This window comes from Affinundibacterium flavidum (assembly GCF_014284175.1).
Lineage (GTDB): Bacteria > Pseudomonadota > Gammaproteobacteria > Burkholderiales > Burkholderiaceae_D > Undibacterium > Undibacterium flavidum.
In genome coordinates this window covers 70,570-96,498 of record NZ_JACOGA010000006.1, presented here as the reverse complement: position 1 = coordinate 96,498, position 25,929 = coordinate 70,570, and the positions used below count along the sequence as shown (strand labels likewise).

The window sequence follows — 25,929 nt, the reverse complement described above, 5'->3', positions numbered from 1 at the left end:
CTAGTTAGTGGTTTGTGTCCGAGCCAGTCAGGGCACGTATGGGAAGTATCAGCGTGATACTGGTTCCAGCACCGATGGCGCTTTCTACGTTGATCGTTCCGCCCAATAAATCCGTCACAATATTGTGCACGATATTCATGCCTAAGCCACTGCCGCCATGCCCAAGTTTTGTCGTGAAGAAAGGGTCAAATACGCGCCGTAAATGTTCTGCTGAAATACCTGCACCGTTATCGCTGAAACATATTTTCACGTGTTGATGATCGATTTGATTGGCACTCAGGCGCATCACACCTTTATGCCTGTCCTCAAAGCCATGTAAGAGAGCATTATTGATGAAGTTCGTAATCACCTGCCCATAGGGCCCAGGAAAACTATCAATCACAATGGCCTCTGGAATATCGATCTGTAGTTGATGACCTTGTTTGTTAATGCGACTTTGCATAGTGCGCACTACTTCCTGACTGGTCTTTAACAAATTGAAAGAGCGTCGCTGTTGACTGGTTTGATCCACCGACACCTGCTTAAAGCTACTGACAAGTTCACTCGCGTTGAGTAGATTGCGCATCAACATGTCATTTGCTTCATTCAAGACTTCAGTGAAGTGAACAAATTCAGAACGTTTTAAACTGCCCTCTTGAAATTGGCGAATGAATTTCCCCGAACTTTCTTTTAGCGTGGTCGCGGTGAGCAAACAATTACCCAGCGGCGTATTGATTTCATGCGCAATACCTGCAACCAAAGCACCGAGCGCGGCGAGCTTTTCTTTTGACATTAACAATTGCTGCGCCGATGAAAGCTGTTGATAGGTATCGGCATTGTCAAAAGCGACCGCTGTGTAGGCGGCCAACGTCGTCAGCATATCGACGTGCATACGTTCAAAAGCATAGGCATGGCTGCTTTGCATCGACAACAATCCCAGTAATCGGTCTTTAATGATTAAGGGAACGTAAATCAATGACACCGGCGTGAAGCTGTCAGAATCTGCATCAAATGATTCTGCTGCGACCAATTTATCCAGACCCTCAATACCAATATAGTGGAGATAATCTTCATGGATATCGTTGATATAGATCGCTTTCTTATGTTGAACACACCACACCGAGAGTAAATCTGGATCTTGTAAATTACGGTGATACGGCAATAGATTTTTGCCGCGCAAAATATTACAAGGGAAATCGATCATCCCCTGCTCGGCCTTGTAGATACCTACCGATAAGAGCTCTGCGGGCATCAATTTATTCACATGTCGGTATAGGGTATTGATAATGCTTTCCCTATCCAACTGGGAAGTAATTTCTCTGCCGATTTCACTTAAGATAAAGATATTCTGATGTGCGGTACGCAGTAATTCGGTGCGAGCTTGTAATTCCTGAGTACGTTCTAGCACCCGGTTTTCCAGACGATTTTGTGCTTGTCTGTATTCATCCAGACTCAGAACTTGTTGTATCAGGTTTGCCAGGTGGCTGCCAAATAGGAGATCTTCGCGTGTCCAGTTTTTTCTCTGCAGCGCTTTGCCGAAACTGATGACACCGATTTGATTGCCGTGCAGACGTACTGAAATTTCTAGGAGTGAACACAGTTGCGCGTCTTGATAAAGCGTGTCAAGTTCTTTTGCTGCTGGATGAATTCTTAAGTCATGTGTAGCGATCGGCGTATGCAAATTTTGGATGACTTGAAAGTACTTCAAAAAATCCTGCTGACGCAAGCGCTTGCCAATTTCAAACGGCAAAGGGATAGAGCTAGTCAGCATCTCACAGCGCAATTGCTGGCGATCTTTCAGCCACAAACAAATGCAGTCTACGCGTAAGATTTGCAGTGCTTGTTCGCACACATAACGTAAGGCTTCATCTAAAGTTTTCTCCTCTAGCTGACTGTTGGAAGACAGATCAAGTAACAACTCCACCGGTGGTTTCTTAGACAAATCATATTCTCTTAATTGAGAAAATTTGTCGCTAGTACTCAGTTCAGTGATTTCTTTGCTTAACTGGTGATGCGTTCTGGCAAAATTCAAGGCCAATTGCGTTTGGCCGCTACTCTCATAGAGCCTCGATAAGGCCTGACAACACAAATTGCGTTGCGCACGAGAGCCATTTTTTTCAGCGTAGTCCAAGCCTTCAAGATAGATGGTAATCGCCTGGCCAGTTTGATCCTGAGCCACATACAGCTCACCCAAGGTATTCGCCGCAGCACTCAGTAACCATTGATAATGACTAGCCTTTGCCAAGCGCAGCGCATAACGCACCTCTTGAAAAGCCAGATCAAAATTTTGTTCGTGTTGTGCCAAAATACCTAGATACCAATGTGCCTCTGCAATGTATTCGGTGATATTTCCCCGTTGAGCATGCGATAAGGCTTCTTTGAATAATTCGCTCGCCAATGCGTGCTTGCCGATGTTGAGGTTATTGACCCCCAAATTGATTGCCAGCTTACTTTTCAGGTAGGGGCGATCAAAGCTATCGAGCAAGAGGCTGATATCTTGCAAGATTCGTGCTGCGGCTTCCCAGTCGCCCAGCGCATCATAAATTTGACCGAGGCCAATTCTTGCCTCAATTAAAACTTCCGTGTCGTGTGTGATTTGGCACAAATCGATGCAGCGCGTCCAAAATCGAATAGATTCGTTATAGATTCCTTCGGTGTAGCGCACCCGACCCAGACAAAGCATGAGTCGGCCAGCTTGGTAGGTTAGTCCGCTATTTTCGGCACTTTGTAAGGCGCTATACAATTCATCATTGAGATTACTGGCATGACCTAGCCTTTCGCAAATAAAGAATCGACGCACCAAAGCATTCAAAGCGACTGACAGGCGCTTTTCTCGGTACGCAGATTGCTCCAGTTTATGAAACAGCTGTATAGCCTGTTGTGGATGTCGTCTGGAACAGCGTTCTATGCGCTGGATGAGTTCGTTCATTTTTATATTCAGCCGCCAGGTGTTTTACTCTTTATGATTAGTTCGCACACTTATGTGTCCGAAAACGGCTAGATACTGGCCTGCATTCCAGTTTAAGCTAGTCACATATTCAGCGCTGTTCTGACCATATGTCTTCTTCATCTTGTCAGTTTTGTACGCAATTTATCGCTGCTCATCGTTGCTAATTGTTGCTTACCGGTCCTCAATTGCTAGTTTATTGAGTACCTCGATGATTACATTACGGACATATTTACACGAACTTAAAAAATGACAAAAACAATGCAGTCAATTTCCACATCCGGGCAAGATTACTATCGCGCACTTGCCGCGAAAGATGCCCGTTTTGACGGCATCTTTTTTGCCGGCATTACGACAACAGGAATTTATTGTCGCCCAATTTGTCGTGTGAAAACACCGCGTCAGAGTTCTTGTGTCTTTTTTAGTTCACAAGCGGCAGCGGAAGCGGCTGGATTTCGTCCATGTTTGCGTTGTCGGCCCGAGTTAGCGCCCTATAACTTACAACAAAATCTAGCGCACGCGATATGGCAAAGGATCAGTGCAGGCGCTCTTAATGAGCATAGTATTGAAGTATTCGCGGGGCAAGTGGGATTGTCGTCTCGTCAGTTGCGCCGCGTGATCTTACAAGAGTTTGGTGTTAGCCCGATTGCGTTGGCACAAACCCAGCGCCTATTGTTTGCCAAGAAATTGATCCAAGAGACGCAGCTAAGTATGACCGATATTGCCTTTGCCGCGGGTTTTGGCAGTGTCCGTCGGTTTAATGCGCTATTTGAATCCCGTTACAGCATGGCACCTGGCTCAATTCGGCGCTTACAGGCAAGCCTGACAACGCAACAAGAGATTTCGCTGCGACTCGCCTATCGTCCGCCGTATGCTTGGGATGCCTTGCTCAATTATCTAAATGGGCGCGCAATGGCTGGGCTAGAGCAAGTGGATTTGCAGCAAAGCTGTTATCGCCGCAGCGTGCGAATTGATGACAAACAAGGCTGGATACAAGTGAGTCATGACGTAGAAAAACAGCAATTGCGCTTGGACATTTCCGCGGGATTAAGTAGCGTCTTGTTGCCCTTACTAGCCAAAATTCGTCAACAGTTTGATGTTGAAGCGAATCCTGTATTGATCGCCCAGCATTTACAGCATGATCCGCTGTTGGCACAGCAAATCGCTCGCACACCGGGTTTGCGGGTACCGGGTAGTTTCGATGCTTTTGAATTAGCGATTCGGGCGATCTTAGGGCAACAGGTCAGTGTGGCGGGGGCGACCACGGTTTCTGGCCGTTTGGTGCAAAGATTTGGCGAACCGACGATTACACCATGGGCAGGCGTCTCACATCACTTCCCGACGCCGGAAAAGTTGGCGAGCTTGAGCATAGAGGAAATTGCCTCCATAGGCGTGCCGAAAACCCGAGCTGCCACCATACAAGCATTCGCGCGTTTTGCAGCTGCAGGTGGATTACAACTCGCACCTGGATTGGCATTGAATGAGATCGTTCAGCGTTTGAAAACCTTGCCCGGCATAGGCGAATGGACGGCGCAATACATCGCGATGCGGGCTTTACGTTTTTCAAATGCTTTTCCTGCTGGTGATTTGGGTTTGCAGAAGGCAGTCAGTGAGGATCCGAGCGCACGTTGCAATGAGAAACAACTATTGTTGCGCGCTGAAGCTTGGTCACCGTGGCGTAGTTATGCTGCACTTTTGTTGTGGCAATCTTTATCGGCCTAGATTGCAACTTTGCTTGACTGTCCTAAATAAATTTAAGGAGGAATTTTGATGATGAAGAAATATCTATTACATCCCAGTGCTCTTGGCGTGTTGCGTTTGGTCGCTAGCGCACAAGGTCTGGCGGGCGTGTATTTTCCTGAACATAAGCATTTGCAGTTTGATCCTGCCTGGCAATTGGATCCAAACGACGGTGTTTTACGACGCACAGCGCAACAACTAGACGCGTATTTTGCGGGCGAATTGCAAAACTTTGATTTACCGCTAGATTGCACGCAAGGCACAGCATTTCAACAAGAAGTCTGGCAAGCCTTGCGTACGATACCGTATGGCAGTGTGTGTAGCTATGCCGCCTTAGCACGGCAAATTGGCAGACCGAAGGCGATTCGTGCACTAGGTGCGGCGAATGGGCGCAATCCATTATCGATCGTCATTCCTTGCCATCGTGTTATCGCTGCGAATGGAGATTTACAAGGCTACGCTGGTGGATTGGAGAATAAGCGTCGCTTATTAGCATTGGAAAATTATTTGTAAGCGTATCTGGTAGGAAATTGATGAATAAGTTGATCAGTTAATGCGAATGCCCATATAAGAATTTCATGCTAAACCTTTGAAAAACAAGAGAAATATTGGTTCAAAATCAATAAAAACCGTGGCTGACCAATTATTTTGATGCGATGCACAAAAAAAGCTTGACGCTTAAAAAATAGTCAGTAGAATGCGAATTGTTGCGGTGCACCATGTTAAAGATGTTTTGGGACTCACTGCCATTTTGAATCAAACCGAATCGTCAAACTGACTCGTCAACTTACCGGAGAATTCCATGTACACAACACCAGAACAATTTATCGCTGCTACTAAGACTAACTTGGAAGCGCAATTTGCTGCTATCACAGCATTGAACCAAAAAGCATTTGAAGGCTTGGAACAGTTCGTGTCTTTGAACGTGAACGCTGCTAAAGCAACTTTCGAAGAAGGCACAGCAGCGACTCAACAATTGTTGAACGCAAAAGACGCACAAGAATTGATCGCTTTGGCATCTGCTCAAGCTAAACCAAGTGCAGAAAAAGCCTTGGCATATGGCCGTCATTTGGCAACTATCACTTCAGCAACACAACAAGAATTCACGAAAGCAGTGGAATCTCATATCGCTGAAACAAATGCAAAAGTTGTTTCTTTGATCGACGAAGTGACAAAAAATGCACCAGCTGGTTCCGAACAAGCTGTAACAGCATTGAAATCTGTTGTTGGCAACATCAACGCAGGCTACGAGCAATTGACAAAAACGACCAAACAAGCTGTTGCGACTTTGGAAGACAACTTGGCAAATGCCACTAAGCAATTCACACAAGCTGCTGAAAAAGCAACGACAACATCAAAAAAGAAGTAATTTAGCCGATCAGCGCGCGGCCAAGCCAAGCGCTAAACGACTAAGAAGTCGCAAATTTCGACCACAAGTGCAGTTAAACTTGTTTGCATGAAATAAATGCGATTTCAATGAAAAAAGCTTTCTGAAAAGGAAGCTTTTTTTTCGTCCAAATTTTCCTGGTACACAAAATAATTGCATAAAAATTCAGCAATTCTGATGCGGCGCAATATTTTCCACGGCAATTGTGCGCCAAGCTTTACAGACTGGTGTAATCTTATGGATTCACTGCAAGCTTGACTTTAACCTTTAGGGAGTTTTACATGCAAGAAGTCGTCATCGTCGCCGCTGGACGTACCGCGGTTGGTAAATTTGGTGGTTCATTGGCTAAAGTTGCGGCATCCGATTTAGGTGCGCATGTGATCAAAGCCTTGCTGGCAAAAACGGGTTTGAGCGGAGATGCAATTAGTGAAGTGATTTTAGGTCAAGTCTTGACTGCGGGTGTTGGTCAGAATGCAGCACGTCAAGCGATGATACGCGCAGGTTTGCCAGTAATGGTGCCAGCCATGACGATCAATAAAGTTTGCGGTAGCGGTCTCAAGGCCACGCATTTGGCAACTCAAGCAATCTTGGCCGGTGATGCTGAAATTATCATCGCTGGTGGTCAAGAGAATATGAGTGCCTCACCACACGTATTGGCTGGTTCACGTGACGGCTTCCGTATGGGCGATGCAAAATTAGTCGATACGATGATCGTTGATGGATTATGGGATGTGTATAACCAATATCACATGGGGATCACTGCCGAAAACGTCGCAAAAAAGCATGGCATTACGCGCGAAGAACAAGATCAGTTCGCGCTGGAGTCACAAAATAAAGCCGAGGCTGCACAAAAAGCTGGCAAGTTTGTCGATGAAATTATTCCCTACGAAATCGTCAGCAAAAAGGGCACTAGCGTGTTCGATACCGATGAATTCGTCAAGCATGGCTGTACTTTAGATTCACTCGCTGCCTTGCGTCCAGCATTTGACAAGGCGGGTACGGTCACCGCGGGCAATGCTTCTGGTTTGAATGACGGCGCAGCTGCAGTAATTATGATGACTGCCAAAAAAGCCGCTGAATTGGGCTTGCCAGTGTTGGCTAAGATCAAGGCCTACTCCTCTGCCGGTATTGATCCAACTATTATGGGCTTAGGTCCGGTACCTGCCGCGCAATTGTGTTTGAAAAAAGCTGGTTGGACGCATGAAGAAGTCGATTTGATGGAAATCAACGAAGCGTTCGCTGCTCAAGCGATTGGTGTGAATCGTGAAATGGGTTGGGATACCAGTAAGATCAATGTGAACGGCGGCGCAATTGCGATTGGCCATCCGATTGGTGCTTCTGGCTGCCGTATTTTGGTCAGCTTGATTCACGAGATGATACGTCGTGATGCCAAGAAAGGTCTGGCGAGTTTGTGTATCGGTGGCGGTATGGGTGTGGCGTTGGCAATAGAACGTTAAGCTCATCGTCTCAAATCAAAATCCCTGCAGCTTGTGAATCGATCAGAATCGATTCACGAACTGCAGGGATTTTTTTTCTCCTAGGTACTACCTAAGACATCGTCTAATTACTGCGGTGCTTGACCCCACATTTCCAGGCAAGATGTCATGCATTCTTTGTATTCTGGACTACCTTTTACAAAGCCTTCGGCTAAGCATTCCTTATTGCAGAAATAATATGGTGGCGGATAAGCAAAAGCTGCGCTGCAGCCAACGGCTAATAAGAAAGCAACCAATTTCTTTGTAGTAGATTTAAACATCGTAAGTCTCCTGAGAATGATGGGCTAAACGAAAATCAAGAGCAAGGGCGCCCAGAAACCCTTGTCCATTCTTATTAGCTATTAGGTTTATTTGCTCTTGTTCAGTGCTTTCAGAGCATCTTGAAAGGCATCCGGTTGAAAGCCCCGGATCAGTCGATTTCCAATGATGGTGACCGGAACACCGCCGCCACCGAGTTCTGCGTGCTTTTTCGCTGCTAGTTCAGAAGTTTGTACATCGACATCAAAAAAATCGATTTTGTTGGCCTTAAAAAATTCGCGCGTACTACGGCAAAAGCTGCAAGTGGCAGTCCCGTACAAAATCACGGTCTTGGATTGATTCGGGAAAAAATTTGAATATTCGCCCTCGGTATATTTTTTTTGCAATAAATTTGGCAATCGTGGAAGCACGTAGCCAATCATAATTCCTGCACCAATAATGACTAGGTAAACCGAAATAGTTTTAAGAGTCTTCATGAGAAAAAATGAAATTAAGTTATCACTAATTCTTAATAGTATCAAATAAACTAAGAAAATAAAAAATTTGTTTTTGCACTTTTCCTTAGGCCAAATTTGTACAAACTCATTCCGATAAATCCTCAATGCCGAAAGTGGCTCAGTCAAAACGGGATTCTGAGAAATATAGATCCGAGAACTCAAGTAGATATTTCTCTACTTCAGTCTGCAAGATTGTTGAGCGGAAAAGGCCAACGCAAAGTGATGAGGTGGCTTGAAAGTGCCTAGCCCTACCTCACCACTGATGATGATCAAAAGTCTGATCAAATAGCGCGCGCAAAATTATTGCGTCGATAAAGTCACCACAAAATTACCCGCAGCATTTTTGGGAGACGCAATGTAGTAATTCGTATTGGTGGATAACTTGCCTGATTCAATGACTGTGCCATTGGTCGCATCAGACACTGGCGTAGGGTCTGAGCCAGATTTGTCTTGGCTGATACTAAAAACCACGCCGACTGGTGCACTGACCACCAGTTGACCGCCATTTAGTAAGGTAAAGTTATTGGAAGCACGGGCTTTTTGGCCAGTCAGTGGGCCTGCGGATGAAGCGACTGCTGCGATAGGTGTAGACATTATTTTCTCCAGAAATAAATAAGTGAATCTCAGTGCCATCACCTATTTTGACTAGGTGGTGAGGGCACTAGGGACGCAATAGTGAGTTTTGTTTAGAAGAAAGGAATCGGAGATTTCATATAAAAATATGAAATCATTTTTTCTTCTAACTAAACCTATAGCTAAAAGTATGCCAGTCTTAGTTATTAAACTAATTGTCAGACTAATTGTTAGAAATTGCCTTGGAAAATATGGCTGTGAGCCTAGTAATGTCTCGTAATGCCAGGCAAAGCAGAGATACTGCTTAAAATTTACGTGCTAAAAAAGAATTCTTTCATGTAAATTTTAAGCGAGAAAATCTTCTTGAACTGGATTGAAGTTGAAGGTGGGACAAGAGCTAGCGTGGGCGAACAAACCCGATCATTGTTGAAGTGATCGGGTTCGCTGCAAAATGTGATGGATGGTACTTTAGATTCTCTAGAGATGATTCATTGCCAAGCAATGCAAAAGTAATGTAAAAGCAATTTGGAGGAGATTCGTTGGCAAATAATAGTTACTTGCTAGTGCCCTTCAGACGCATCATCACCTTTTCAAAGCGGCCTTGTACGCTAGGCAGATTCTCGTAACGATCAAAGTCCTTACCCATAATTCCATCTAATTGCGCCAAACGATCAGACAATTTGGGATGGGTTTGGAACAAAAGCTGCATACCCTCATCGCTACTGTTCACCTTTTGCAGCGAGTGCAAGACTGCGGGTAGGCCGAACGGATCATAGCCAGCACGTGCTGCTAATACCACGCCCATACGGTCGGATTCGTATTCATCTTCTTTATCTAGACCACGCGCATAGAGCGCGGTGCCCACTGATAAGACTTTTAATACATTTGGATTGCCATTCTTGGCAGTAATCGCAACATCTAATCCATCTCTGACCGCACTCATGGCGCTGCTTTTTTGCATGGCATTGAGATGGTGCTTACGTACGACATGCGCCACTTCATGTCCCAATACGCCAGCAAGCTCTGCCTCACTACCTATTTTCATTAGCATGCCCTTGGTCAACACCACGTAGCCGCCAGGTGCCGCAAAGGCATTTACTTCGTTGGAATCGAGCACGGCAAATGTCCAAGGTAAATCAGGGCGCTCGCTATGCATACTGACCCAACGTCCGACAGTATTCACATACCGTTGTACTTCTCGATCTGTATGTAAGGGTGCCAAACCGAGCAGATTGCTGGCGACGCCCTCGCCTAAGGCGATTTCCTCTTGTTCGGTCAGTGGCACAATGGCATTTTTGGCGCTATTGGCAGCGTTCAAGGTCTTGCCGAGATCAAAATTATTAATTTTTAAACCGCTAACATTAGCGCAGGCGCTAATCGTTAATGCACTGACGACCGCCAATGCAATCACAGACAGAGTAGGCATTTTCATGATTTATCTCCTGGTGCTTTGAGATAAGTTTGCTGTTGTTCATTCAATTTCTCTTGCTTTGCGAAATTGCTTGCATCCGTTTTTGGCGTTGTGAATTGCTTCATCTTCGCAAAAGCTTCGGGATTCGGTGTCGGATTGATGAATTTATCTTTGTCGAAACCTTTGGCACCTGTAGTGACGCTACTATTGCCACCAGTCTTAGCGGCATCAAACAGGCTCTTGGCCGCATCACCGATGCCACCTGAACTCGTTACTTTATTATCAAAGCGCAGACTCAGCATCTTGACCCAGCCCAAGGTGCCTTGCGCTTTGACCTCCATCCAGCTCGCTTTGCGTGACAATACATCGATCTTTAGATTCTCAGGCAAGACCTTGAGAGTTGCCGCATCACTAAACGCTTGTGCTTTGAGCTCGGTCGGGCGAACCAGGCTTGCTTGTTGACTGGAGTTACTAGTGTTACTTTGAGCCGAACATAGCTGATAACTAAAGCAGAGCGGCAAGGCCACCAGCATTAGCGTGAGTTTACTATTCTGCTTCATGTGATTTCTCCCTGAGTAGGTGAAACGGGGGCAAATAATTCAACTTCTTGTTCTCGACCTTTCACCTTATAGGAACCCAAGGCTTGAAAGTCAAGTTTGTCTCTGCATAACAACATGGTTTCGCGTGAGACCAAAATGCGCGAAATACCTTTGGTCAATCCTTCAATACGACTAGCCAGATTAACCGTGTCACCAATCGCAGTGTATTCTTTGCGCTGTTCAGAGCCGATTAAGCCAACCACCGCCGGGCCTGAATGTAAGCCTATGCCGACATCGAAATCTGCTTCCAGATCACCTAGCTCGCGCTTGAATTGCTGTAAGACCACTGCCATTTCCTGCGCTGCTTGTACCGCGTGCAAAGCATGTTCTGCATCATCGAGTGGTGCTCCCCAAAACGCCATAATGCAATCGCCGATGAATTTATCGAGTGAGCCACCATGGCGGAATATCACTTCAACTTGCAATGAAAAATATCGATTCAGCAAACTCACCACTTCCTGTGGTGTGCGGTTCTCGGACAAGCTAGTAAAGCCACGAATATCTGAAAATAACACAGTAATTTCACGGCTTTCACCAGCACGGCTTAAGCCCTCGAACGAGACTAACTCTTTGACCACGTGTGGATTGACGAAGCGACTAAATAGCTGGACAGTTTTTTGACGTGACAAACGTTCTAACCAATACTCGCGCAAGGCTAATGCGAAGTAATAAGTCCAGATCAAAAGTAGGGGCGTGACAACAGGTACTAAGAGCAAGGACGACAAAGCGAAATAACTGCCAACGATACTTAACAGTGTGATGGTGATTAACGCCAGCCCCGGATATAAAGCATTAATACGCCGCCAAAAACACAGGTAAATTGCGAGTAGTAAGCTGACACAAATGGCGAGCGACACCCAGCGTGGCGGCATCTGCATGCTGCGTTGATTTTTTAGATTATCGATGGCCGTCGCGAGTATATCTAAGCCAGAATACAAACTATCGATAGGCGTGACGCGAATATCGTGTAAGGCTGAGGCATCCGTGCCAATTACGACAATTTTCCCGCGCAACTCTAGCGGGTCGCGCTGCGGTTTTTCGCGTTCAAAATCATGATATAAATCGGCGTAAGAAATACGTTTGAATGGGAATTTCTCGCCACGCCAAGCCAGCAGCATATTGCCTTGTCGCGGCACAGGATAGTTCAGCGCAGCGGCTACTTTGGCTGGCAAGGATGGCGCCAGCCAACCATAGACGTCGGTGTACAGATCATAGCGCCGCCCCACGCCATCTTCATCTTTATGAAAATTAATTGTCCCGACTTGCCATAAATCTGAGGCTATCGCTAAGGGTGGTTGAAATGCCGCACGTGCATTTGTCTGTGCACGATCCGTTTTGATTAATCCCAACGGTGCTGCAATGTCTGCTACTAAATCGCCATGCTTATCGCTTTCCAAAGGACGACGTATCATGGGAAAAAATATTTTCTGATGATCTTGCGTTAGAGTCTTTATAGCCTCGTTGAAACGCGCATCACTTTCAGGCCGGTACACGTCTTTTTGATCAAACGTCAAATCAAAAACAATCGCGCTTGGCTGTTGTCGGGCAATGCCCTCGATTAATTCTGCATGGGTAGAACGTGGCCACGGCCAATTGCCAACACTATCATTCATGCTCGCTAAACTGGCATCGTCAATATTGACAATCACGATATCCGGGTCGGCGTGCAATTGGCGCGCATGTTGTTTGACCAAGTAGTCCGATAAACGAAAATCGAGACTATTGAATAAATTCAGATAATGAAATTCGAACGCCGTCAGCAGCACAAACAGCAAGCTGAAAAGGTGGATGAAGTGTCCGCGATTAGTCATATTCCGGTACTTGAATTTGGTAAGATCGTAGGATCAACTTAACTTAGTTTTGCAAACCCGGAATCTTTGACTCGTCAACGTCATCTATCTGCGCACTATCCATGAATTTTTGTGCGTATTGCAAATAGACTTTTTCTTTCACAAAGACCTGAAATAAGTCAGGGTCGATGTGTCCATTGAGGGCGAATTTGCCGAGTATGTCTAAAGATTCGGTCAAGGTCTTTCCCGTTTTGTATGGTCTATCTTTGGCCGATAAGGCTTCAAAAATATCGGCAATTGCCATAATTCTCGCCTGCACCGACATTTGATCGCCACGCAAGCCGCGTGGATAGCCTTTGCCGTCCATGCGTTCATGGTGACCGCCAGCGTATTCCGGCACATTTTTCAAATGCTTAGGCCACGGTAGCGCTTCTAACATGCGGATAGTGACCGCAATGTGATTATTGATGATCTTGCGTTCTTCGGAAGTTAACGTCCCGCCTTTGATCGTCAGATTTTCTGTTTCTTCGGCATTGAGTAAATGGTGTTGCATACCGTCACTGTCGATCCAACACCGTTGCGCGATTTGTTGCACTCTTTGTTGATCGTCATCGCTCATGCGTTCAGCACCGATATTCGCATGCTTTAAGAAGGCGCGATCACTCTCGATTTGTGCCAGTTCGGCTTGCAGCGCGACTTGTGCTTGCGCATGATCGTGTCCAGATTGGGCAGCGTTTTTCAAATGGGTAATTTCAACATCACGTCGCAGAATTTCAAAACGCGCGTCGATTAAATGTATGCGGTCGAAAATAGTTTCTAGCTTGGTCGATTTTTCGATGACATGCACCGGCGTTGTGATTTTGCCGCAATCATGCAGCAAACCCGCCATCCATAATTCACGGCGGTCACGCTCAGTCATACGGAAATGTTGAAACGGTTTTACCTCGCTGCGATGTACTGCATCGGCCAGCATCATCGTCAGCTCTGGAACATGCTGGCAATGCCGCCCTGTATTCGGTGATTTTTCATCGATACCGATATTGATTAAATTGACCAACGATTCAAACAGATTTTCGAGTTGAAAAATGAGTTCTTGATTACTTAGAGCGATTGCCGCTTGGGAGGCTAATGCTTCAATGAAGCGTTGGTCAGTTTCATTAAATGAAGTGATCTGATTGCTCTCTGCATCTATTGCGTTAATTAACTGTAAGACGCCGATTAATTCAGCTTCGTGATTTAACATCGGTACCGTCAACAAGGACTGGCAGCGATAGTGATTGAGTTCATCGAAGCGGCGCATTTCTGAAAAATTGAACAAATCCGCTTCATACACATTCGAAATCCGCACCGATTGCTTGAGATTGGCCGCATACGCGACGACAGCATGCAAATTTTGATTGCCGTGCTCGTCAAATAAGGCGATTGAGCGCATATCTTTGGCATGCGGATGTGAGCCGCCCACATGCAATTGCAAGGTGTCATTGATAGCGATATCAAATTCAAGGTGAGTCTTGTCTTTATTCAGGCGATACAAGGTACCGCCGTCGGCTTTGGTCAAGTTTTTGGCGGTTTTTAAAATACGCTCTAAGAGGGCTTCAGTGTCTTCCAAGCCATTGAGGGCTACGCTGAGCTCAGTTAAATGTTGCAGCCTTTGCGCAATTTGTTCGTGATTCAATTCAGACATGAGACATCCATTGATGTGGGAAGTGCAGGTAAATTGTGCCTAGTCTACTTCTTATAGCCGAGTAAATCATTCAAGATTAGCATTTTTTGCTAAGCGGCTACAGGCAAAACAACAGGGTGCTAGACTTTTTGTTTGGGAATGGAGAGATCTATCAATACTTTTCTTTTTTGATTGCCAAATAGTTCTTTTATTGAGACTCAAACACACTCTTTAGAAATCGTGGACTCAATTCTCTTTATAATGCATGCTTTGCGTTTTCGCTCAGCTATTTTGCTAGTGCCATGCGTAGATTGATAATAGATAGATGAATTCATAAGGACGCTTAATGTCGTCAAGTTTTTCCCCTTCTCGCCTGTTTTTGCTAATTAGCTTGTCCTTGGCAGTGGTAACTACAGGGTTTGCCAGCGATACCCGCTATCAATTTCCCGCTGCTGAATTGCAGGCATTGGTTGATGCTCCGCGTGGTCCCGAGTTTAGGTTGGGGCCTAAGAATAAGACTGGCTTATTGGTCAGCATTCCAGGCGTGCCCACGATCGCGGAAGTTGCTCAACCAGAATTGAAATTGGCGGGTTTGCGCGTCCACCCTACTCTGCGCGCTGCTACACGCACTGCATTTAGTGATGGCCTAAGTTTGCTCGATATCGCCAGCGGTAAAACTCGTGCAGTAACTGGTTTGCCCCCACAAGTAAAGATTGCGGATATGGCATGGTCCGCCGATGAGAAATGGCTGGCGTTTAGCGTATGGGGACGTAATGGCATAGAGCTCTGGATCTTGGACGTGAAGCAAGCTAGCGCACATCGCTTGATTTCGGAAAAACTCAATGCGGTGATGGGATCAGGCTTTTCTTGGCTCAATGGTAGTGATCAGTTAATGGTGCGACTGCTACCGCGCGGACAAAAAGCAGCGCCACGTGAGTCGCGCGTGCCGAGTGGTCCGAATATGCAAGAAACCCGCGGTGGAAAACTTGCGCAAACCCGCACTTATCCGGATTTATTAAGAAATCCGCATGACGCAGATATGTTGGATTGGCAATTGCAAACCCAACTAGCGATCGTGCAAATCGATGGCAGCGTGCGTCGTTTTGGCCCGGTGATGACCTTGTCGAAAGTTCAGTCTTCACCCGATGGCAAATGGGTATTGACCACCCAATTAAAGCGTCCTTACTCTTATCAATTGCCGCTTGAGCGCTTTGGACAATTAATCGAAGTCTGGGGTATCGATGGCAAAAAACTTAAAACCATCGCAGAAATCGTGATGCGTGAACGCTTGCCTAGCGCGAACGACGCAGTCCAGGCTGGGCCGCGCAATTTTGCTTGGCGTAACGATCAATCCGCAACTTTGTACTGGCTAGAAGCGCAAGGCGGTGGCGACCCAGACTCGAATACGCGGGTGTCGGATGTGTTGTGGCAGCAGGGCGCACCTTTTGCCGCCGCGCCGCAAAGATTGATGGACTTAGCCTGGCGTTTCAATCAGATCTTATGGGGCAATGATCATCTCGCGTTAGTGACAGAAAATTGGGCAAAAACACGCGAAACCCGCACTTGGAAAATTCAACCGGGTGCGCCATCCACCAAGCCGGAATTGTTGTTTAGTCGTAAGATAGAAGACCAATATAGTCACCACGGCAGTCCGGTGATGGAGTTGAATCAATACGGACGTTCAGTGATCCGCTTGACCTCGGACGAACAATCGATGTTCCTGACCGGTGTTGGAGCTAGCCCCGAGGGAGATCGACCTTTCCTTGATCGCTATTATTTACCGACTGAAAAAACGATACGTCTGTGGCGTTCCAAAGCACCGTATTACGAAGAAGTCTTAGGGATATTGGATGATCAAGGGCATCAAATTATTACCAGTCGTGAAGCAGCGGATGAAAGACCGAATTTATTCTTACGCAATCTGGCAAGCAATGCTCTACCAAGAGCCTTGACTAATTACCCGCACCCTAGCCCGAAATTTCGCGGTATTCAACGTCGTCAAATTCATTACGAGCGCGCAGATGGCGTGAGCCTGACTGCTACTTTATACCTGCCACCTGGCTATGATGAAAAGCGCGATGGTCCGCGACCCATGTTGATGTGGGCGTATCCACGCGAGTTTAAATCGGCAGAAAGTGCGGGACAGGTGAATGGTTCGCCGTATAAATTCAACCGCATCAATGTACAAGGCCCGCAAGTGATGCTGGCGCGTGGTTACACGGTACTGGATGGATTTGCCATGCCTATCATCGGCGAGGGGCGCAAAGAACCAAATGATACCTTCATCGAACAAATCAAAATGAATGCCGAAGCAGCTGTTGATGAAGTGGTTAGATTGGGTGTCGCTGACCGCCATAGAATCGCTATCGGCGGGCATAGCTATGGCGCGTTTATGGCGGCAAATTTACTTGCGCATACTAATTTATTCAAAGCAGGGATTGCGCGTTCTGGTGCTTATAATCGTAGTTTGACGCCATTTGGTTTCCAGGCCGAGGATCGCAACTATTGGAAAGCCTTCGATACCTATCAAGAAATGTCGCCATTCAATTATGCGGATGAAATTGATGAGCCTTTGCTATTAATTCACGGTGAAGACGATAATAATCCCGGTACTTTCCCTATGCAAAGTGAACGTATGTATCAGGCTTTACAAGGTTTGGGAACGCCAGCCCGTTTGGTGATGCTGCCTTACGAAAGTCATATTTACCGTGCCCGCGAGTCACTTTTACATATGTTGTGGGAACAAGATCAATGGTTAAATCGCTATGTAAAAAATGCGAAACCGGGCAATCCAAAATAGAAATAGCTAGGCAGTATGATTTTGAATAGCGTTGTTTCCCAGACTTTGTTGAACCAAGTCAATATTTTTCCATTATGATGAGAGAAATTATTTTCAAGTTAGCCTCCTATGCTCAGAGCCTACATCCTCGATAATCAAGCCGTAGCCCGCAATTTGTTGGGAACCGTGCTCATGAATGGTGGGCACGAAGTAGTTGGTGATGGCAACCACAGCAGCACCAATCTTGCGAAGATGGTTAAACTGCAACCACAAATAGTCTGCGTGGATATTGGTGAACCTGATCAAAACGGCTTGTCACTGTTAGATAATTTGCGTGAACAATTGCCCAAAGCACTGATCTTTTTGGTGTCGGCTAAACTCGATGCTGAGCTGATACAAGCCGCACAAAGTCGTGGTGTTGTCGGCTTCATTGTTAAGCCATTCAACGCAGTCGCCGTTCAAACCTCGATTCGCAATACCATATTGAGAATTGCCTCGCAAAGCCGGCAAAAGCAGAAAGAAGAATCTGGCACAGATGCCATTCCCCCAAATTCATCTAACCCGTCTGACCAGCCTGCAGCAGAATAATTCATCCAGCCACGCACTAACTTCATCGGCGTCTAGCTAATTTCGTCGCATCTCTACATCTTGTAAATCATCTGGCATACAGTGATAACTCATTCGCCAGGAGCTTCTTATGCAAACCTCTACTTCTCTTAAATCCACGATGTCTGAACAGGCCCTGCCTGCAGAAGTCTCTATTCAAAGTGATACCTGGCTTAATCGTTATCGTAATTTTCCGGTGTTCTCACGCACCTGGTTCCGGCATCGGGCGATTGCCTTCGGTGGTACTTTGTTCGTTATGTTCGTCGTTTTGTTTGGTATCGTCTTTTTGACTTCCGAGCGTTTCAGTGTGTTTGTGATTTGGACCGTGCCTTTTTTTGTGGCTGCCACCGGCCTATTTTTGATCGGGCAGGCGATGGCGGTTTGGGTACGCTTACAAAATTATCCTGAACGACGTGAATCCTTAGGAATTTTATTTTCGCTGATACTTGGTGCGTTACTGAGTTTCGCAATTGGCTATGGCTCACATCTGGGCTTTAATTATTTTTTTAAATCACCCGATAAGACTACCGAAATCAGCGTGCAAGCGCAGATGAAAACGGTTCCAAAAAAGTCGGCGTCCACACCCACACCAGCATCAGCGTCGGCTACAGCACCAGACCTGGCGCATCACGAACAAGCGCAAGCAACCACAGCAGCAAGTTCAGACAAAGCGGATAAGCTCGACCGAGTACCAAAGACAGAAAAACAAAAGGAACAAGAACGTGGTCCGGTCGTGAATGCCATTATCACCGTATTGAAATGGTTTCCACTGACGTTCGCTTGTATTTACTGGGGAAGCTTTTTTGATTTATTGGTGTTCTTCCGTCAGCGTAAGCGTTTGGCTGAAGCGATGCGTCAGCAAGAATTACAACGTGCGCAAGATGCCCGTCGCGAAGCTGAGTTGCGTTTGTCGGTACTGGTCGCTCAGGTCGAACCTCATTTCCTATTTAATACCTTGGCAGGCGTGCGATCAGCAATCTTGACCGAACCCTTACGAGCAACGGCGATCGTCGATCATTTAGTCGATTACCTGCGCTCAACGATTCCACAGATGCGCGGCGATGGCAGTACTGAACAAGGACGTTTAGCCAAGCAATTAGAAGCCGCACGTGCCTATTTAGGTTTGATGCAAGCGCGAATACCGCGGCTGACGTATAGCGTGGAATCGGAATTAAAGGATGCCGCCTTTCCGCCGCTATTGATGATCTCGTTGGTTGAAAATGCGATTAAGCACGGTATTGAACCAAAAATTGGTCCCGCACATGTAACGGTCAATGCCCGCTATTTCGATGAGGGGGATGAAGAAAAATTGGAGGTCAGCGTGAGTGATAACGGTGTCGGATTTGGCGGTACGACTTCCGGTTCCGGCATAGGTTTAGCAAATATCCGGGAACGACTCGAATCCATGTATGGTGAGCGCGCCAGCTTGACCTTAAAAGCACGTCCCGAAGGCGGCGTGGTGGCAACGATTATTATTCCTTTGATCGCTTGATCAAGAACGCACTTATTGCTTAACTCATTGCTAAATCTGCCAAGCTTCAAGGATAATGTTTAGAAGTATTGTAAGTTCATCTACCAGATCAGCGAACAAAGATAATAAGGATAGATATGACCACAGCCATCATCGCCGATGACGAAGACTTACCGCGTAAAGATCTACGCCGCATGTTGCAACAGCACTGGCCTGAACTTGAGATTGTCGCCGAGTGCGAACATGGTGCGGATGCTTTGGAAGCCATTCATCAATATCAGCCCGATATTGCTTTTCTCGATATTCGTATGCCAGGCATGACCGGACTGGATGTGGCGAATGCGACCAAGGGGCGTTGTCATGCCGTATTTACTACCGCTTACGATAATCACGCGCTGGAAGCCTTTGCCGCAGGTGCCATTGATTATCTCCTGAAACCGATTTCCAACGAACGCTTAGTCGATGCAATTGCACGCTTAAAAGCACGTTTGGAAACCAAAGCTGCACCTTCCGATTTGAGCACCTTGATGCAGGAATTAGATAAGCGTTTGCGTCCTCAAAATGTAGAACGCATACGCTGGATCAGTGCCAGCGTGGGTGACACCATCAAGATGTTTCCTATCGATAAAATCTTGTTTTTCACCTCCGACGAAAAATACACTCGCGTCGTGTGCGCCGACGATGAAGCACACGTGCGTAAACCCTTGAAAGAAATCATAGACGGACTCGACCCTGAGCTTTTTTGGCAAATTCATCGCAGCGTGGTGGTACGTGCCGACGCGATCGCCAAGGCCCATCGCGACGAACTCGGCAAAGTCACGGTAGAACTGCGCGGCAGCAAAGAAGTGCTGAAAGTCAGTCAAGCCTATGCCTGGCGCTTTAAGCCTATGTGAGGCTTAGTAAGTTTTGCCCGGTTCAATCAAGGTCTGGCAGTAAGGCGAGGAATTAACGATAAAGCAATGCATGATGTGATATATTAATATGCACTTTTCTATTGAATGATTGAAAGTTCAACCACAATGAAAAAGCATTTTTCATACACTGCTAGGAAAACTCAATGAAGCTCACACGTCTTATTACTACCCTCCTATTTACGGCCACTGCTTTCTTGGGCGCCAATATTGCCAATGCCGCCGATGTTGATCCATTGTGGTCAAAAGTCATAGCGCAAAATAATGCGATTAAAAAGTGGGCAGCGAAAGATATAGAACAGATTGTCGTGGCGACTAAAGACGGTGATCCTTCCAAGACCATCAATATCAAGAAGCAATTGTCGGGTTGGGAAAAGAATAAAGCTAACTACACTGTTTTGAGCATTACACCTCCGCCCTCAAATCCGGCTAAAACCTCGAAGCCATTTGATTTAGCTGAACTGTTCGCACCAATTGAAGCGGAAATATTTTCAAGCAAAGCGACAGTTAAACGCAGCGATGGTCAAACACTCAATGGCAAAGCGGTAGTCTTATTTGAAGTAACGAATTCTGAAGCCCAGGTCAAAATTTGGGTCGACGGCAACAGCGGTGCACTACAAAAGCGCGTGGTAGAAATGAGCGTTCCACTTACGATGGAAGGAAATCTAACAACCAATTATGTGACTGATGCGAGTGGACAGAGTCTTCCTAAAGATGCCGAAACTAAATTGAACATCAAGATCCCGTTTAAGAAGGTGAAGTACGAAATCAAAGATACATATACCAATTGGACCGCGCAACCGTAATGGCATTGAATTGACTGAGCGAAAATTCAGTCGGTCCCGAAAATATGCACCACGAATAATGTGGTGCCTATTTTTTGTACTTCTTACTAGGATTTGTCACGAAGAATCACATCAACTTGTACAGAATTGATGAAGAAAAGTTGGTGCTAGCTGTGTTAGTCTTTCGCGCAGGCAATAAAAACATACTCAGGAGCCATCATGATCACAAGCTATCACACTGCTAAACTCACCTTCAAGCTATCAGATAAGCGCATTTTTTTGCTTAATAAAAAAGTTGCCGCATACAGTTTCTTATTCTGTACGACGATTACTCTGGCACTCGCACAGAGTGCATCAGCTGCGACTACAAGTGAGCTGGCACGCTGGCAAGCAAGCGCGCAAAAAGTGACGATTACACGTGACCAATGGGGAATTCCGCATGTGAGTGGAAAGAGCGATGCCGATGCGGTGTTTGGTTTGCTCTATGCGCAGGCCGAGGATGATTTTAAACGCGTTGAGCTCAATTACATCAATGCGCTTGGACGCCTGGCTGAAGTGGAAGGTGAAGCCGAAATCTGGCGCGATTTGCGCATGAAACTCTTCATACAACCGGCGCAATTGAAAGCCCAATACGCCAAAAGCCCGGCTTGGCTTAAGCAATTGATGACCGCTTTTGCAGATGGTTTGAATTATTATTTGCATACGCATCCAGAAGTGAAGCCTCGCTTGATTACGCATTTTGAACCGTGGATGGCACTTGCATTTAGTGAGGGCAGCATTGGCGGTGATATTGAGTCTGTGAATCTCAAACAGTTAGAAGCCCTGTATGGAAAGCGTCCGGAACTCGCGCTGCAAGATAGCCGTCCGTTGTTGCCAGAACCACGCGGCTCAAATGGGTTTGCGATTGCACCTAGTCGCACAGCGAATGGGCAAGCGATGTTATGGATTAATCCGCATACTTCGTTTTATTTCCGCCCTGAAGTGCAAGTGAGTAGCGAACAAGGATTGAATGCGTATGGCGCAGTGACTTGGGGTCAGTTTTTTGTGTATCAAGGCTTTAATCAATATAACGGCTGGATGCATACCTCGAACGCCGCCGATGTGATTGATGAATTTGCGCTGACTGTCTCCCAAAAAGCGGGTCAATATTCGTATCTGTATGAAGGAAAACAAAGACCGCTTAAAGTTGTAGAACAAACTTTGCCTTATAAGACGGCAGCCGGAATGGCGAGTCGCAAGATCACGACTTACTTTAGTCATCATGGCCCAGTTGTGCGTGCTGCCGATGGTAAATGGATTGCGGTGCAGCTAATGAATGAGCCTATGAAGGCCCTAATGCAATCCTATTTGCGAACCAAAACACGTGACTACACTGGCTTTAGAAAGGTCATGGATTTACGGGCGAATTCATCTAACAACACGGTTTATGCTGATCGCGATGGGAATATCGCTTACTTCCATGGTAATTTTGTCCCGCGTCGTAATCCACAATTGGATTGGACGCAGCCAGTCGACGGCAGTTCACGCACTGCCGATTGGCAAGGCTTGCACCCTGTCAAAGACATCATTCAATTGCATAATCCTGCTAATGGTTGGGTGCAAAATACGAATAACTGGCCATTTTCCGCAGCTGGTACAGGGTCTGGAAATGCCAGTCCGCGTCAGCAAGATTATCCGCACTATATGTGGACGAATGGCGAGAATGCACGTGGCATCCATGCGGTAAAAATTTTAAAAGACGCGAAGAACCTGACTGTTGATAGTATGATTAAGCTGGCATATGACAGTGAGTTGACGGCGTTTGAAACATTACTCCCACCTCTATTTGCAGCCTATGACGGCGCGCCAGATGTTGCCTTATCCGAGCAAGTTAAAAGTCTACGTGCATGGGATAAGCGTGCAACTTTGAGTTCCAGTGCGACTTCACTGGCAGTTTATTGGGCGCAGGACTTGGTACAAACGCATGCTGCCGAGGCACGCAATAAAAATATTGCTGTGTTAGATTATTTACCGAGCTTGCCTGCATCTGCATTGCTAGCAGCTCTGCAGCGCGCCAGCGCGCGTTTGCAAACAGACTTCGGTAACTGGCAAACGCCATGGGGCGAGATTAATCGTTTTCAGCGTCTGACTGGTGAAATTGATGCCAAGTATGATGATAATAAGCCGAGTTGGCCTGTCGCTTTTGCGTCGGGCAATTGGGGTTCGCTTGCCTCATTTGGCATGGTCGCCAAGCAAACTACAAAGCGTATCTACGGTGATCGTGGTAATAGTTTTGTGGCCGTCGTTAGTTTTGGTCCGCGGATTCAGGCTAAGAGTATCTTGGCGGGCGGTGTGAATAGCGATCCCAAGTCGCCGCATTTCAATGATCAGGGTGAAATGTATAGCAAAGGTGAATTTAAAGATGTGCTGTTTTACCCTGAAGATTTGGCGAAACATACGGAACGCAAATATCATCCAGGGCAATAAGCCACCTACTGTGTAAATCAACATCCCAAGCGCGGCGATCATTGAGATAGTCGCGCTTTTTTCTTGCTCGCTCGTGCAGACCCTAGTATCTTGGTACAAGCTTAGCCCAGCTTAAATTAACTGAATTAAATGCCGTGAATCTTAGTGAAGTATGGTGAAGTTCAGAATTTTCGCCAATTTGATGGACAGTCACGATGTTAAGAGTACGTTTCCTCGCATACCTTTTAATGCCATTGGCACTGTGCTCGGCATGTCCCGCGCTTGCTCACGAAACTCCACCAGCAGCAACCACCTTGACTGTGTACGTACAAGAAGCGCTCGATGAAAAGGGGCAAGTTCAAGTCATCGCACCGGGTTTGGTGAAGTTTTTTCAGTTCTTTGAACGGGAAACCGGCTTGAAAATTGTTCCCGTGTCTATGCCGTGGAATCGTGCGAAATTAATGACGCAAGAAGGGAAAGGTCTAATTTGGGGATTTTCTAAATCGCCAGAACGCCTCGCTCGCTTTGATTTCTCCGAAACCGTTTTGCGCTCGCGGATTTGGGCGATTGCCTATGGTGAACCACAGCAGCGTTTGCGGAATGTTGCTGATTTACAGGGAAAAACCTTGAGCGTAGAACGCGGTGTTAGCCATGGTATGGAATTTGAACTGGCTAAGAATAAGGTCTTTAAAGTGGATGAAGACACTGCACAATCTTCTGCCCGTTTCCGTAAATTATTGGCGAAACGTTCTGACGTTTTGCTATGGGGCTTAGTCCAGTTTGACCGTCAGGATTTGTTACTCGACTATCTGCATAAAATTTATCTGCCCAGTCTGCGTGATCCCGAATTATTGGGAAAAAAATTCTATGTCTCCAGCGTACCGTTATTTTATGATTCCATCCATTTCGCGGCAGCTAGAGGGCATTTTGGCAAAGAAATGCAAAAGATTGATGTCGCCATCCGGCGTGGTATGAAAAGTGGTGAACTGATTCGCTTAGTGCATGCGCTAGATTAGTCAGCCACATTTTCATTCACATCAACGTGATTCCGAACCGACGCAAAAGCATCGCAAAGAGCGCGAAACAGATTATGGTAAATACGGCACTCGCCAATAGACTTAACCAAAAACCGATACGTGGCAGTAAAACGGGAAATAATAGGAACATCGGTAAAGTCGGCACCACATACCAAAATGTGTACCAAGCATGATTCCCTATCGTCGTTGAAGATTGTTTCTCCAGATATAACCAAATCAGGCTGAGCACCGTGACTAAAGGTAATGCGGCAATTAAGCCTCCTAATTTGTCGCTGCGTTTGGCCAGTTCAGACACCAACACCACCATCGCGGCTGTGATGCAATATTTTGTGATGATCCAGTACATGAATGCCCCTTAGGGTAAATTAATTTATTCAGCCTTGTCGTTTATGGTTGTTCATGGTCGTCCATGGGGAAGAAAGTATATCCCTAGTGACTTTCTTGAATTCAAATCTGCGCTGTATTCGACTCCCGAAACCCAGAAGGCGAGGTCCCAGTTACTCGCAAAAATTCTTTATTGAAATTGGATTTGCTGCTGAAACCAGAAGCTTGCATGACATCGATGATCGTCATTTCGGGATGACTGATTAAGAGGTTTTGTGCTTCCTGAATCCGGCGATCATTGAGATAGACCGAGAAACTTTTGCCATAAACCTGATTGATTGCATTCGATAATTGGCGCGCCGGGACTTGTAGTTTTTTTGCCGCTTGCGGCAAGGTGATGCCGAATTCTTGCTGATGGAGTTGTGCGGTGTTGACCAGTGTTTCCCAGCGTTGAAATAACTTATTGGCAATGTCGGTATCCAATGTAGATGGCGCTTGGTGTAAGCTTTGCTCGCTAAATTGGTACATCCATTCCAGCCAGTCGCTGCGCTTTAACGCCGCCAACACGATCGTGGCGTTAATAAGCATGAATGCAATACTGGCAATCAGAAGCGAGATAGAATCGCGCAAAGCGACGCCATATTCCAGTTCAATATTCACTGCAAATTCCAGGCAGATATTGATGATGGCCATCACCATCAAACTGAGCAGCCAGCGATGTGCTGATGCTGCATAGCTACCGAGGTGAGCAAGCACTTGCTGACCGTGACGCATCTGGATGGCGATCAAGATGAAGTAGCCAACAAAACTGGTGCTGATAGCGATATCAATAAAGGCGCGTAGCGGTTTTATGTTGGCTAGCAACACAAAGATAAGCGTGCCGCACAAAAAATGTAAAGCTTGCTGCCAGCGCAGTGTGACTTGCTGTTGGCGCACGCTTAGAAAGTAAATGTACAAAGCGGGTCCCAACCACATTGCAAATAAAGGGCGGCTGACATTGAACAATGTGACAGTGGTTTGGTGGTCGGTATTGAGGATAAATATCAGCGCCAGACTTTGGTGCGCATATAACAAGCAATTGAACGCGAGCAAGCGCTTGGGTAAGGGGCGCATAGAATTCATGCTCAAAAGTTGTACTGCCATTAACAGGCAAAGTACGCTATTGGCAATTTGTAAGTGGCTGATGAGGGATGTTGTCGATGTCATATTTGCCATCATAAACGAAATTATC

General features: G+C 46.2%; 21 protein-coding genes. 11 read left to right on the top strand and 10 right to left on the bottom strand.

Features of this window, described 5'->3' with window-relative positions; genetic code table 11:
- Positions 1-4 precede the first annotated feature (4 nt).
- Positions 5-2,908, bottom strand: coding sequence for an ATP-binding protein (locus H8K55_RS07755; RefSeq protein ID WP_186941514.1), 2,904 nt, complete (start codon positions 2,906-2,908; stop codon positions 5-7).
- A gap of 279 nt (positions 2,909-3,187) precedes the next feature.
- Here H8K55_RS07755 and H8K55_RS07750 point away from each other — a divergent pair, with 279 nt between their 5' ends.
- The 4 genes from H8K55_RS07750 (at position 3,188) to H8K55_RS07735 (ending at position 7,510) form a co-directional block, all read left to right on the top strand.
- Positions 3,188-4,648 carry a DNA-3-methyladenine glycosylase 2 gene (locus H8K55_RS07750; RefSeq protein WP_186941513.1) on the top strand — a complete coding sequence of 487 codons (1,461 nt, stop codon included), beginning with the start codon at positions 3,188-3,190 and terminating at the stop codon, positions 4,646-4,648.
- 48 nt (positions 4,649-4,696) lie between these two features.
- Positions 4,697-5,179: a methylated-DNA--[protein]-cysteine S-methyltransferase gene (locus tag H8K55_RS07745; RefSeq protein ID WP_329605008.1), complete on the top strand. Its 483-nt coding sequence runs from the start codon at positions 4,697-4,699 to the stop codon at positions 5,177-5,179.
- A 289-nt stretch (positions 5,180-5,468) separates the two neighbouring features.
- Positions 5,469-6,035 (top strand): phasin family protein, encoded by a 567-nt coding sequence (locus tag H8K55_RS07740; protein WP_186941512.1) that lies wholly within the window; start codon positions 5,469-5,471, stop codon positions 6,033-6,035.
- A 299-nt stretch (positions 6,036-6,334) separates the two neighbouring features.
- On the top strand, positions 6,335-7,510 hold the full coding sequence (locus H8K55_RS07735; protein WP_186941511.1) for an acetyl-CoA C-acetyltransferase: 1,176 nt from the start codon (positions 6,335-6,337) through the stop codon (positions 7,508-7,510).
- A gap of 107 nt (positions 7,511-7,617) precedes the next feature.
- Here the strand turns inward: H8K55_RS07735 and H8K55_RS07730 are convergent, their stop codons facing one another.
- From H8K55_RS07730 to H8K55_RS07700, 7 genes are all read right to left on the bottom strand, one after another.
- Positions 7,618-7,809, bottom strand: a complete 192-nt coding sequence (locus H8K55_RS07730; protein ID WP_186941510.1) for a hypothetical protein — start codon at positions 7,807-7,809, stop codon at positions 7,618-7,620.
- Positions 7,810-7,896: 87 nt separating this feature from the next.
- Positions 7,897-8,283, bottom strand: coding sequence for a glutaredoxin family protein (locus tag H8K55_RS07725; RefSeq protein WP_186941509.1), 387 nt, complete (start codon positions 8,281-8,283; stop codon positions 7,897-7,899).
- A 321-nt stretch (positions 8,284-8,604) separates the two neighbouring features.
- Positions 8,605-8,898, bottom strand: a complete 294-nt coding sequence (locus H8K55_RS07720) for a hypothetical protein (protein ID WP_186941508.1) — start codon at positions 8,896-8,898, stop codon at positions 8,605-8,607.
- 532 nt (positions 8,899-9,430) lie between these two features.
- Positions 9,431-10,309 (bottom strand): M48 family metalloprotease, encoded by an 879-nt coding sequence (locus H8K55_RS07715; RefSeq protein WP_186941507.1) that lies wholly within the window; start codon positions 10,307-10,309, stop codon positions 9,431-9,433.
- Positions 10,306-10,848, bottom strand: coding sequence for a hypothetical protein (locus tag H8K55_RS07710; protein ID WP_186941506.1), 543 nt, complete (start codon positions 10,846-10,848; stop codon positions 10,306-10,308). The genes H8K55_RS07715 and H8K55_RS07710 overlap by 4 nt, the downstream gene beginning before the upstream one ends.
- Positions 10,845-12,698 (bottom strand): CHASE2 domain-containing protein, encoded by a 1,854-nt coding sequence (locus H8K55_RS07705; protein ID WP_186941505.1) that lies wholly within the window; start codon positions 12,696-12,698, stop codon positions 10,845-10,847. The genes H8K55_RS07710 and H8K55_RS07705 overlap by 4 nt, the downstream gene beginning before the upstream one ends.
- Positions 12,699-12,741: 43 nt before the next feature.
- Positions 12,742-14,361 (bottom strand): HD family phosphohydrolase, encoded by a 1,620-nt coding sequence (locus H8K55_RS07700; RefSeq protein WP_186941504.1) that lies wholly within the window; start codon positions 14,359-14,361, stop codon positions 12,742-12,744.
- A gap of 325 nt (positions 14,362-14,686) precedes the next feature.
- Between H8K55_RS07700 and H8K55_RS07695 the strand changes: the two genes are divergently transcribed.
- The 7 genes from H8K55_RS07695 (at position 14,687) to H8K55_RS07665 (ending at position 24,353) form a co-directional block, all read left to right on the top strand.
- The gene (locus tag H8K55_RS07695) at positions 14,687-17,140 is read left to right on the top strand and encodes an alpha/beta hydrolase family protein (protein ID WP_186941503.1); all 2,454 of its coding nucleotides are present in this window, start codon (positions 14,687-14,689) and stop codon (positions 17,138-17,140) included.
- Positions 17,141-17,248: 108 nt separating this feature from the next.
- A complete protein-coding gene (locus H8K55_RS07690; RefSeq protein ID WP_186941502.1) occupies positions 17,249-17,707 on the top strand; it encodes a response regulator in 459 nt (152 codons plus the stop codon).
- Between the two features lie 109 nt (positions 17,708-17,816).
- Complete coding sequence (locus tag H8K55_RS07685; protein WP_230408526.1) at positions 17,817-19,217, top strand: sensor histidine kinase; 1,401 nt, start codon at positions 17,817-17,819, stop codon at positions 19,215-19,217.
- A 116-nt stretch (positions 19,218-19,333) separates the two neighbouring features.
- Positions 19,334-20,089 carry a LytR/AlgR family response regulator transcription factor gene (locus tag H8K55_RS07680; RefSeq protein WP_186941501.1) on the top strand — a complete coding sequence of 252 codons (756 nt, stop codon included), beginning with the start codon at positions 19,334-19,336 and terminating at the stop codon, positions 20,087-20,089.
- A 164-nt stretch (positions 20,090-20,253) separates the two neighbouring features.
- The gene (locus H8K55_RS07675) at positions 20,254-20,913 is read left to right on the top strand and encodes a hypothetical protein (protein ID WP_186941500.1); all 660 of its coding nucleotides are present in this window, start codon (positions 20,254-20,256) and stop codon (positions 20,911-20,913) included.
- A gap of 198 nt (positions 20,914-21,111) precedes the next feature.
- The gene (locus H8K55_RS07670; protein WP_186941499.1) at positions 21,112-23,358 is read left to right on the top strand and encodes a penicillin acylase family protein; all 2,247 of its coding nucleotides are present in this window, start codon (positions 21,112-21,114) and stop codon (positions 23,356-23,358) included.
- Between the two features lie 194 nt (positions 23,359-23,552).
- The gene (locus H8K55_RS07665) at positions 23,553-24,353 is read left to right on the top strand and encodes a substrate-binding periplasmic protein (protein ID WP_186941498.1); all 801 of its coding nucleotides are present in this window, start codon (positions 23,553-23,555) and stop codon (positions 24,351-24,353) included.
- A gap of 16 nt (positions 24,354-24,369) precedes the next feature.
- Here H8K55_RS07665 and H8K55_RS07660 read toward each other — a convergent pair whose 3' ends face one another.
- Positions 24,370-24,720 (bottom strand): DUF3147 family protein, encoded by a 351-nt coding sequence (locus H8K55_RS07660; protein WP_186941497.1) that lies wholly within the window; start codon positions 24,718-24,720, stop codon positions 24,370-24,372.
- A gap of 101 nt (positions 24,721-24,821) precedes the next feature.
- Positions 24,822-25,916, bottom strand: a complete 1,095-nt coding sequence (locus H8K55_RS07655) for an AraC family transcriptional regulator (protein WP_222612396.1) — start codon at positions 25,914-25,916, stop codon at positions 24,822-24,824.
- Positions 25,917-25,929: the final 13 nt, after the last annotated feature.

Excerpts from the sequence above, each read along its gene's own strand:
- H8K55_RS07755 (WP_186941514.1), bottom strand. The coding sequence starts at position 2,908 with ATGAACGAACTCATCCAGCGCATAGAACGCTGTTCCAGACGACATCCA.
- H8K55_RS07750 (WP_186941513.1), top strand. The coding sequence starts at position 3,188 with ATGCAGTCAATTTCCACATCCGGGCAAGATTACTATCGCGCACTTGCC.
- H8K55_RS07745 (WP_329605008.1), top strand. The coding sequence starts at position 4,697 with ATGATGAAGAAATATCTATTACATCCCAGTGCTCTTGGCGTGTTGCGT.
- H8K55_RS07740 (WP_186941512.1), top strand. The coding sequence starts at position 5,469 with ATGTACACAACACCAGAACAATTTATCGCTGCTACTAAGACTAACTTG.
- H8K55_RS07735 (WP_186941511.1), top strand. The coding sequence starts at position 6,335 with ATGCAAGAAGTCGTCATCGTCGCCGCTGGACGTACCGCGGTTGGTAAA.
- H8K55_RS07730 (WP_186941510.1), bottom strand. The coding sequence starts at position 7,809 with ATGTTTAAATCTACTACAAAGAAATTGGTTGCTTTCTTATTAGCCGTT.
- H8K55_RS07725 (WP_186941509.1), bottom strand. The coding sequence starts at position 8,283 with ATGAAGACTCTTAAAACTATTTCGGTTTACCTAGTCATTATTGGTGCA.
- H8K55_RS07720 (WP_186941508.1), bottom strand. The coding sequence starts at position 8,898 with ATGTCTACACCTATCGCAGCAGTCGCTTCATCCGCAGGCCCACTGACT.
- H8K55_RS07715 (WP_186941507.1), bottom strand. The coding sequence starts at position 10,309 with ATGAAAATGCCTACTCTGTCTGTGATTGCATTGGCGGTCGTCAGTGCA.
- H8K55_RS07710 (WP_186941506.1), bottom strand. The coding sequence starts at position 10,848 with ATGAAGCAGAATAGTAAACTCACGCTAATGCTGGTGGCCTTGCCGCTC.
- H8K55_RS07705 (WP_186941505.1), bottom strand. The coding sequence starts at position 12,698 with ATGACTAATCGCGGACACTTCATCCACCTTTTCAGCTTGCTGTTTGTG.
- H8K55_RS07700 (WP_186941504.1), bottom strand. The coding sequence starts at position 14,361 with ATGTCTGAATTGAATCACGAACAAATTGCGCAAAGGCTGCAACATTTA.
- H8K55_RS07695 (WP_186941503.1), top strand. The coding sequence starts at position 14,687 with ATGTCGTCAAGTTTTTCCCCTTCTCGCCTGTTTTTGCTAATTAGCTTG.
- H8K55_RS07690 (WP_186941502.1), top strand. The coding sequence starts at position 17,249 with ATGCTCAGAGCCTACATCCTCGATAATCAAGCCGTAGCCCGCAATTTG.
- H8K55_RS07685 (WP_230408526.1), top strand. The coding sequence starts at position 17,817 with ATGCAAACCTCTACTTCTCTTAAATCCACGATGTCTGAACAGGCCCTG.
- H8K55_RS07680 (WP_186941501.1), top strand. The coding sequence starts at position 19,334 with ATGACCACAGCCATCATCGCCGATGACGAAGACTTACCGCGTAAAGAT.
- H8K55_RS07675 (WP_186941500.1), top strand. The coding sequence starts at position 20,254 with ATGAAGCTCACACGTCTTATTACTACCCTCCTATTTACGGCCACTGCT.
- H8K55_RS07670 (WP_186941499.1), top strand. The coding sequence starts at position 21,112 with ATGATCACAAGCTATCACACTGCTAAACTCACCTTCAAGCTATCAGAT.
- H8K55_RS07665 (WP_186941498.1), top strand. The coding sequence starts at position 23,553 with ATGTTAAGAGTACGTTTCCTCGCATACCTTTTAATGCCATTGGCACTG.
- H8K55_RS07660 (WP_186941497.1), bottom strand. The coding sequence starts at position 24,720 with ATGTACTGGATCATCACAAAATATTGCATCACAGCCGCGATGGTGGTG.
- H8K55_RS07655 (WP_222612396.1), bottom strand. The coding sequence starts at position 25,916 with ATGATGGCAAATATGACATCGACAACATCCCTCATCAGCCACTTACAA.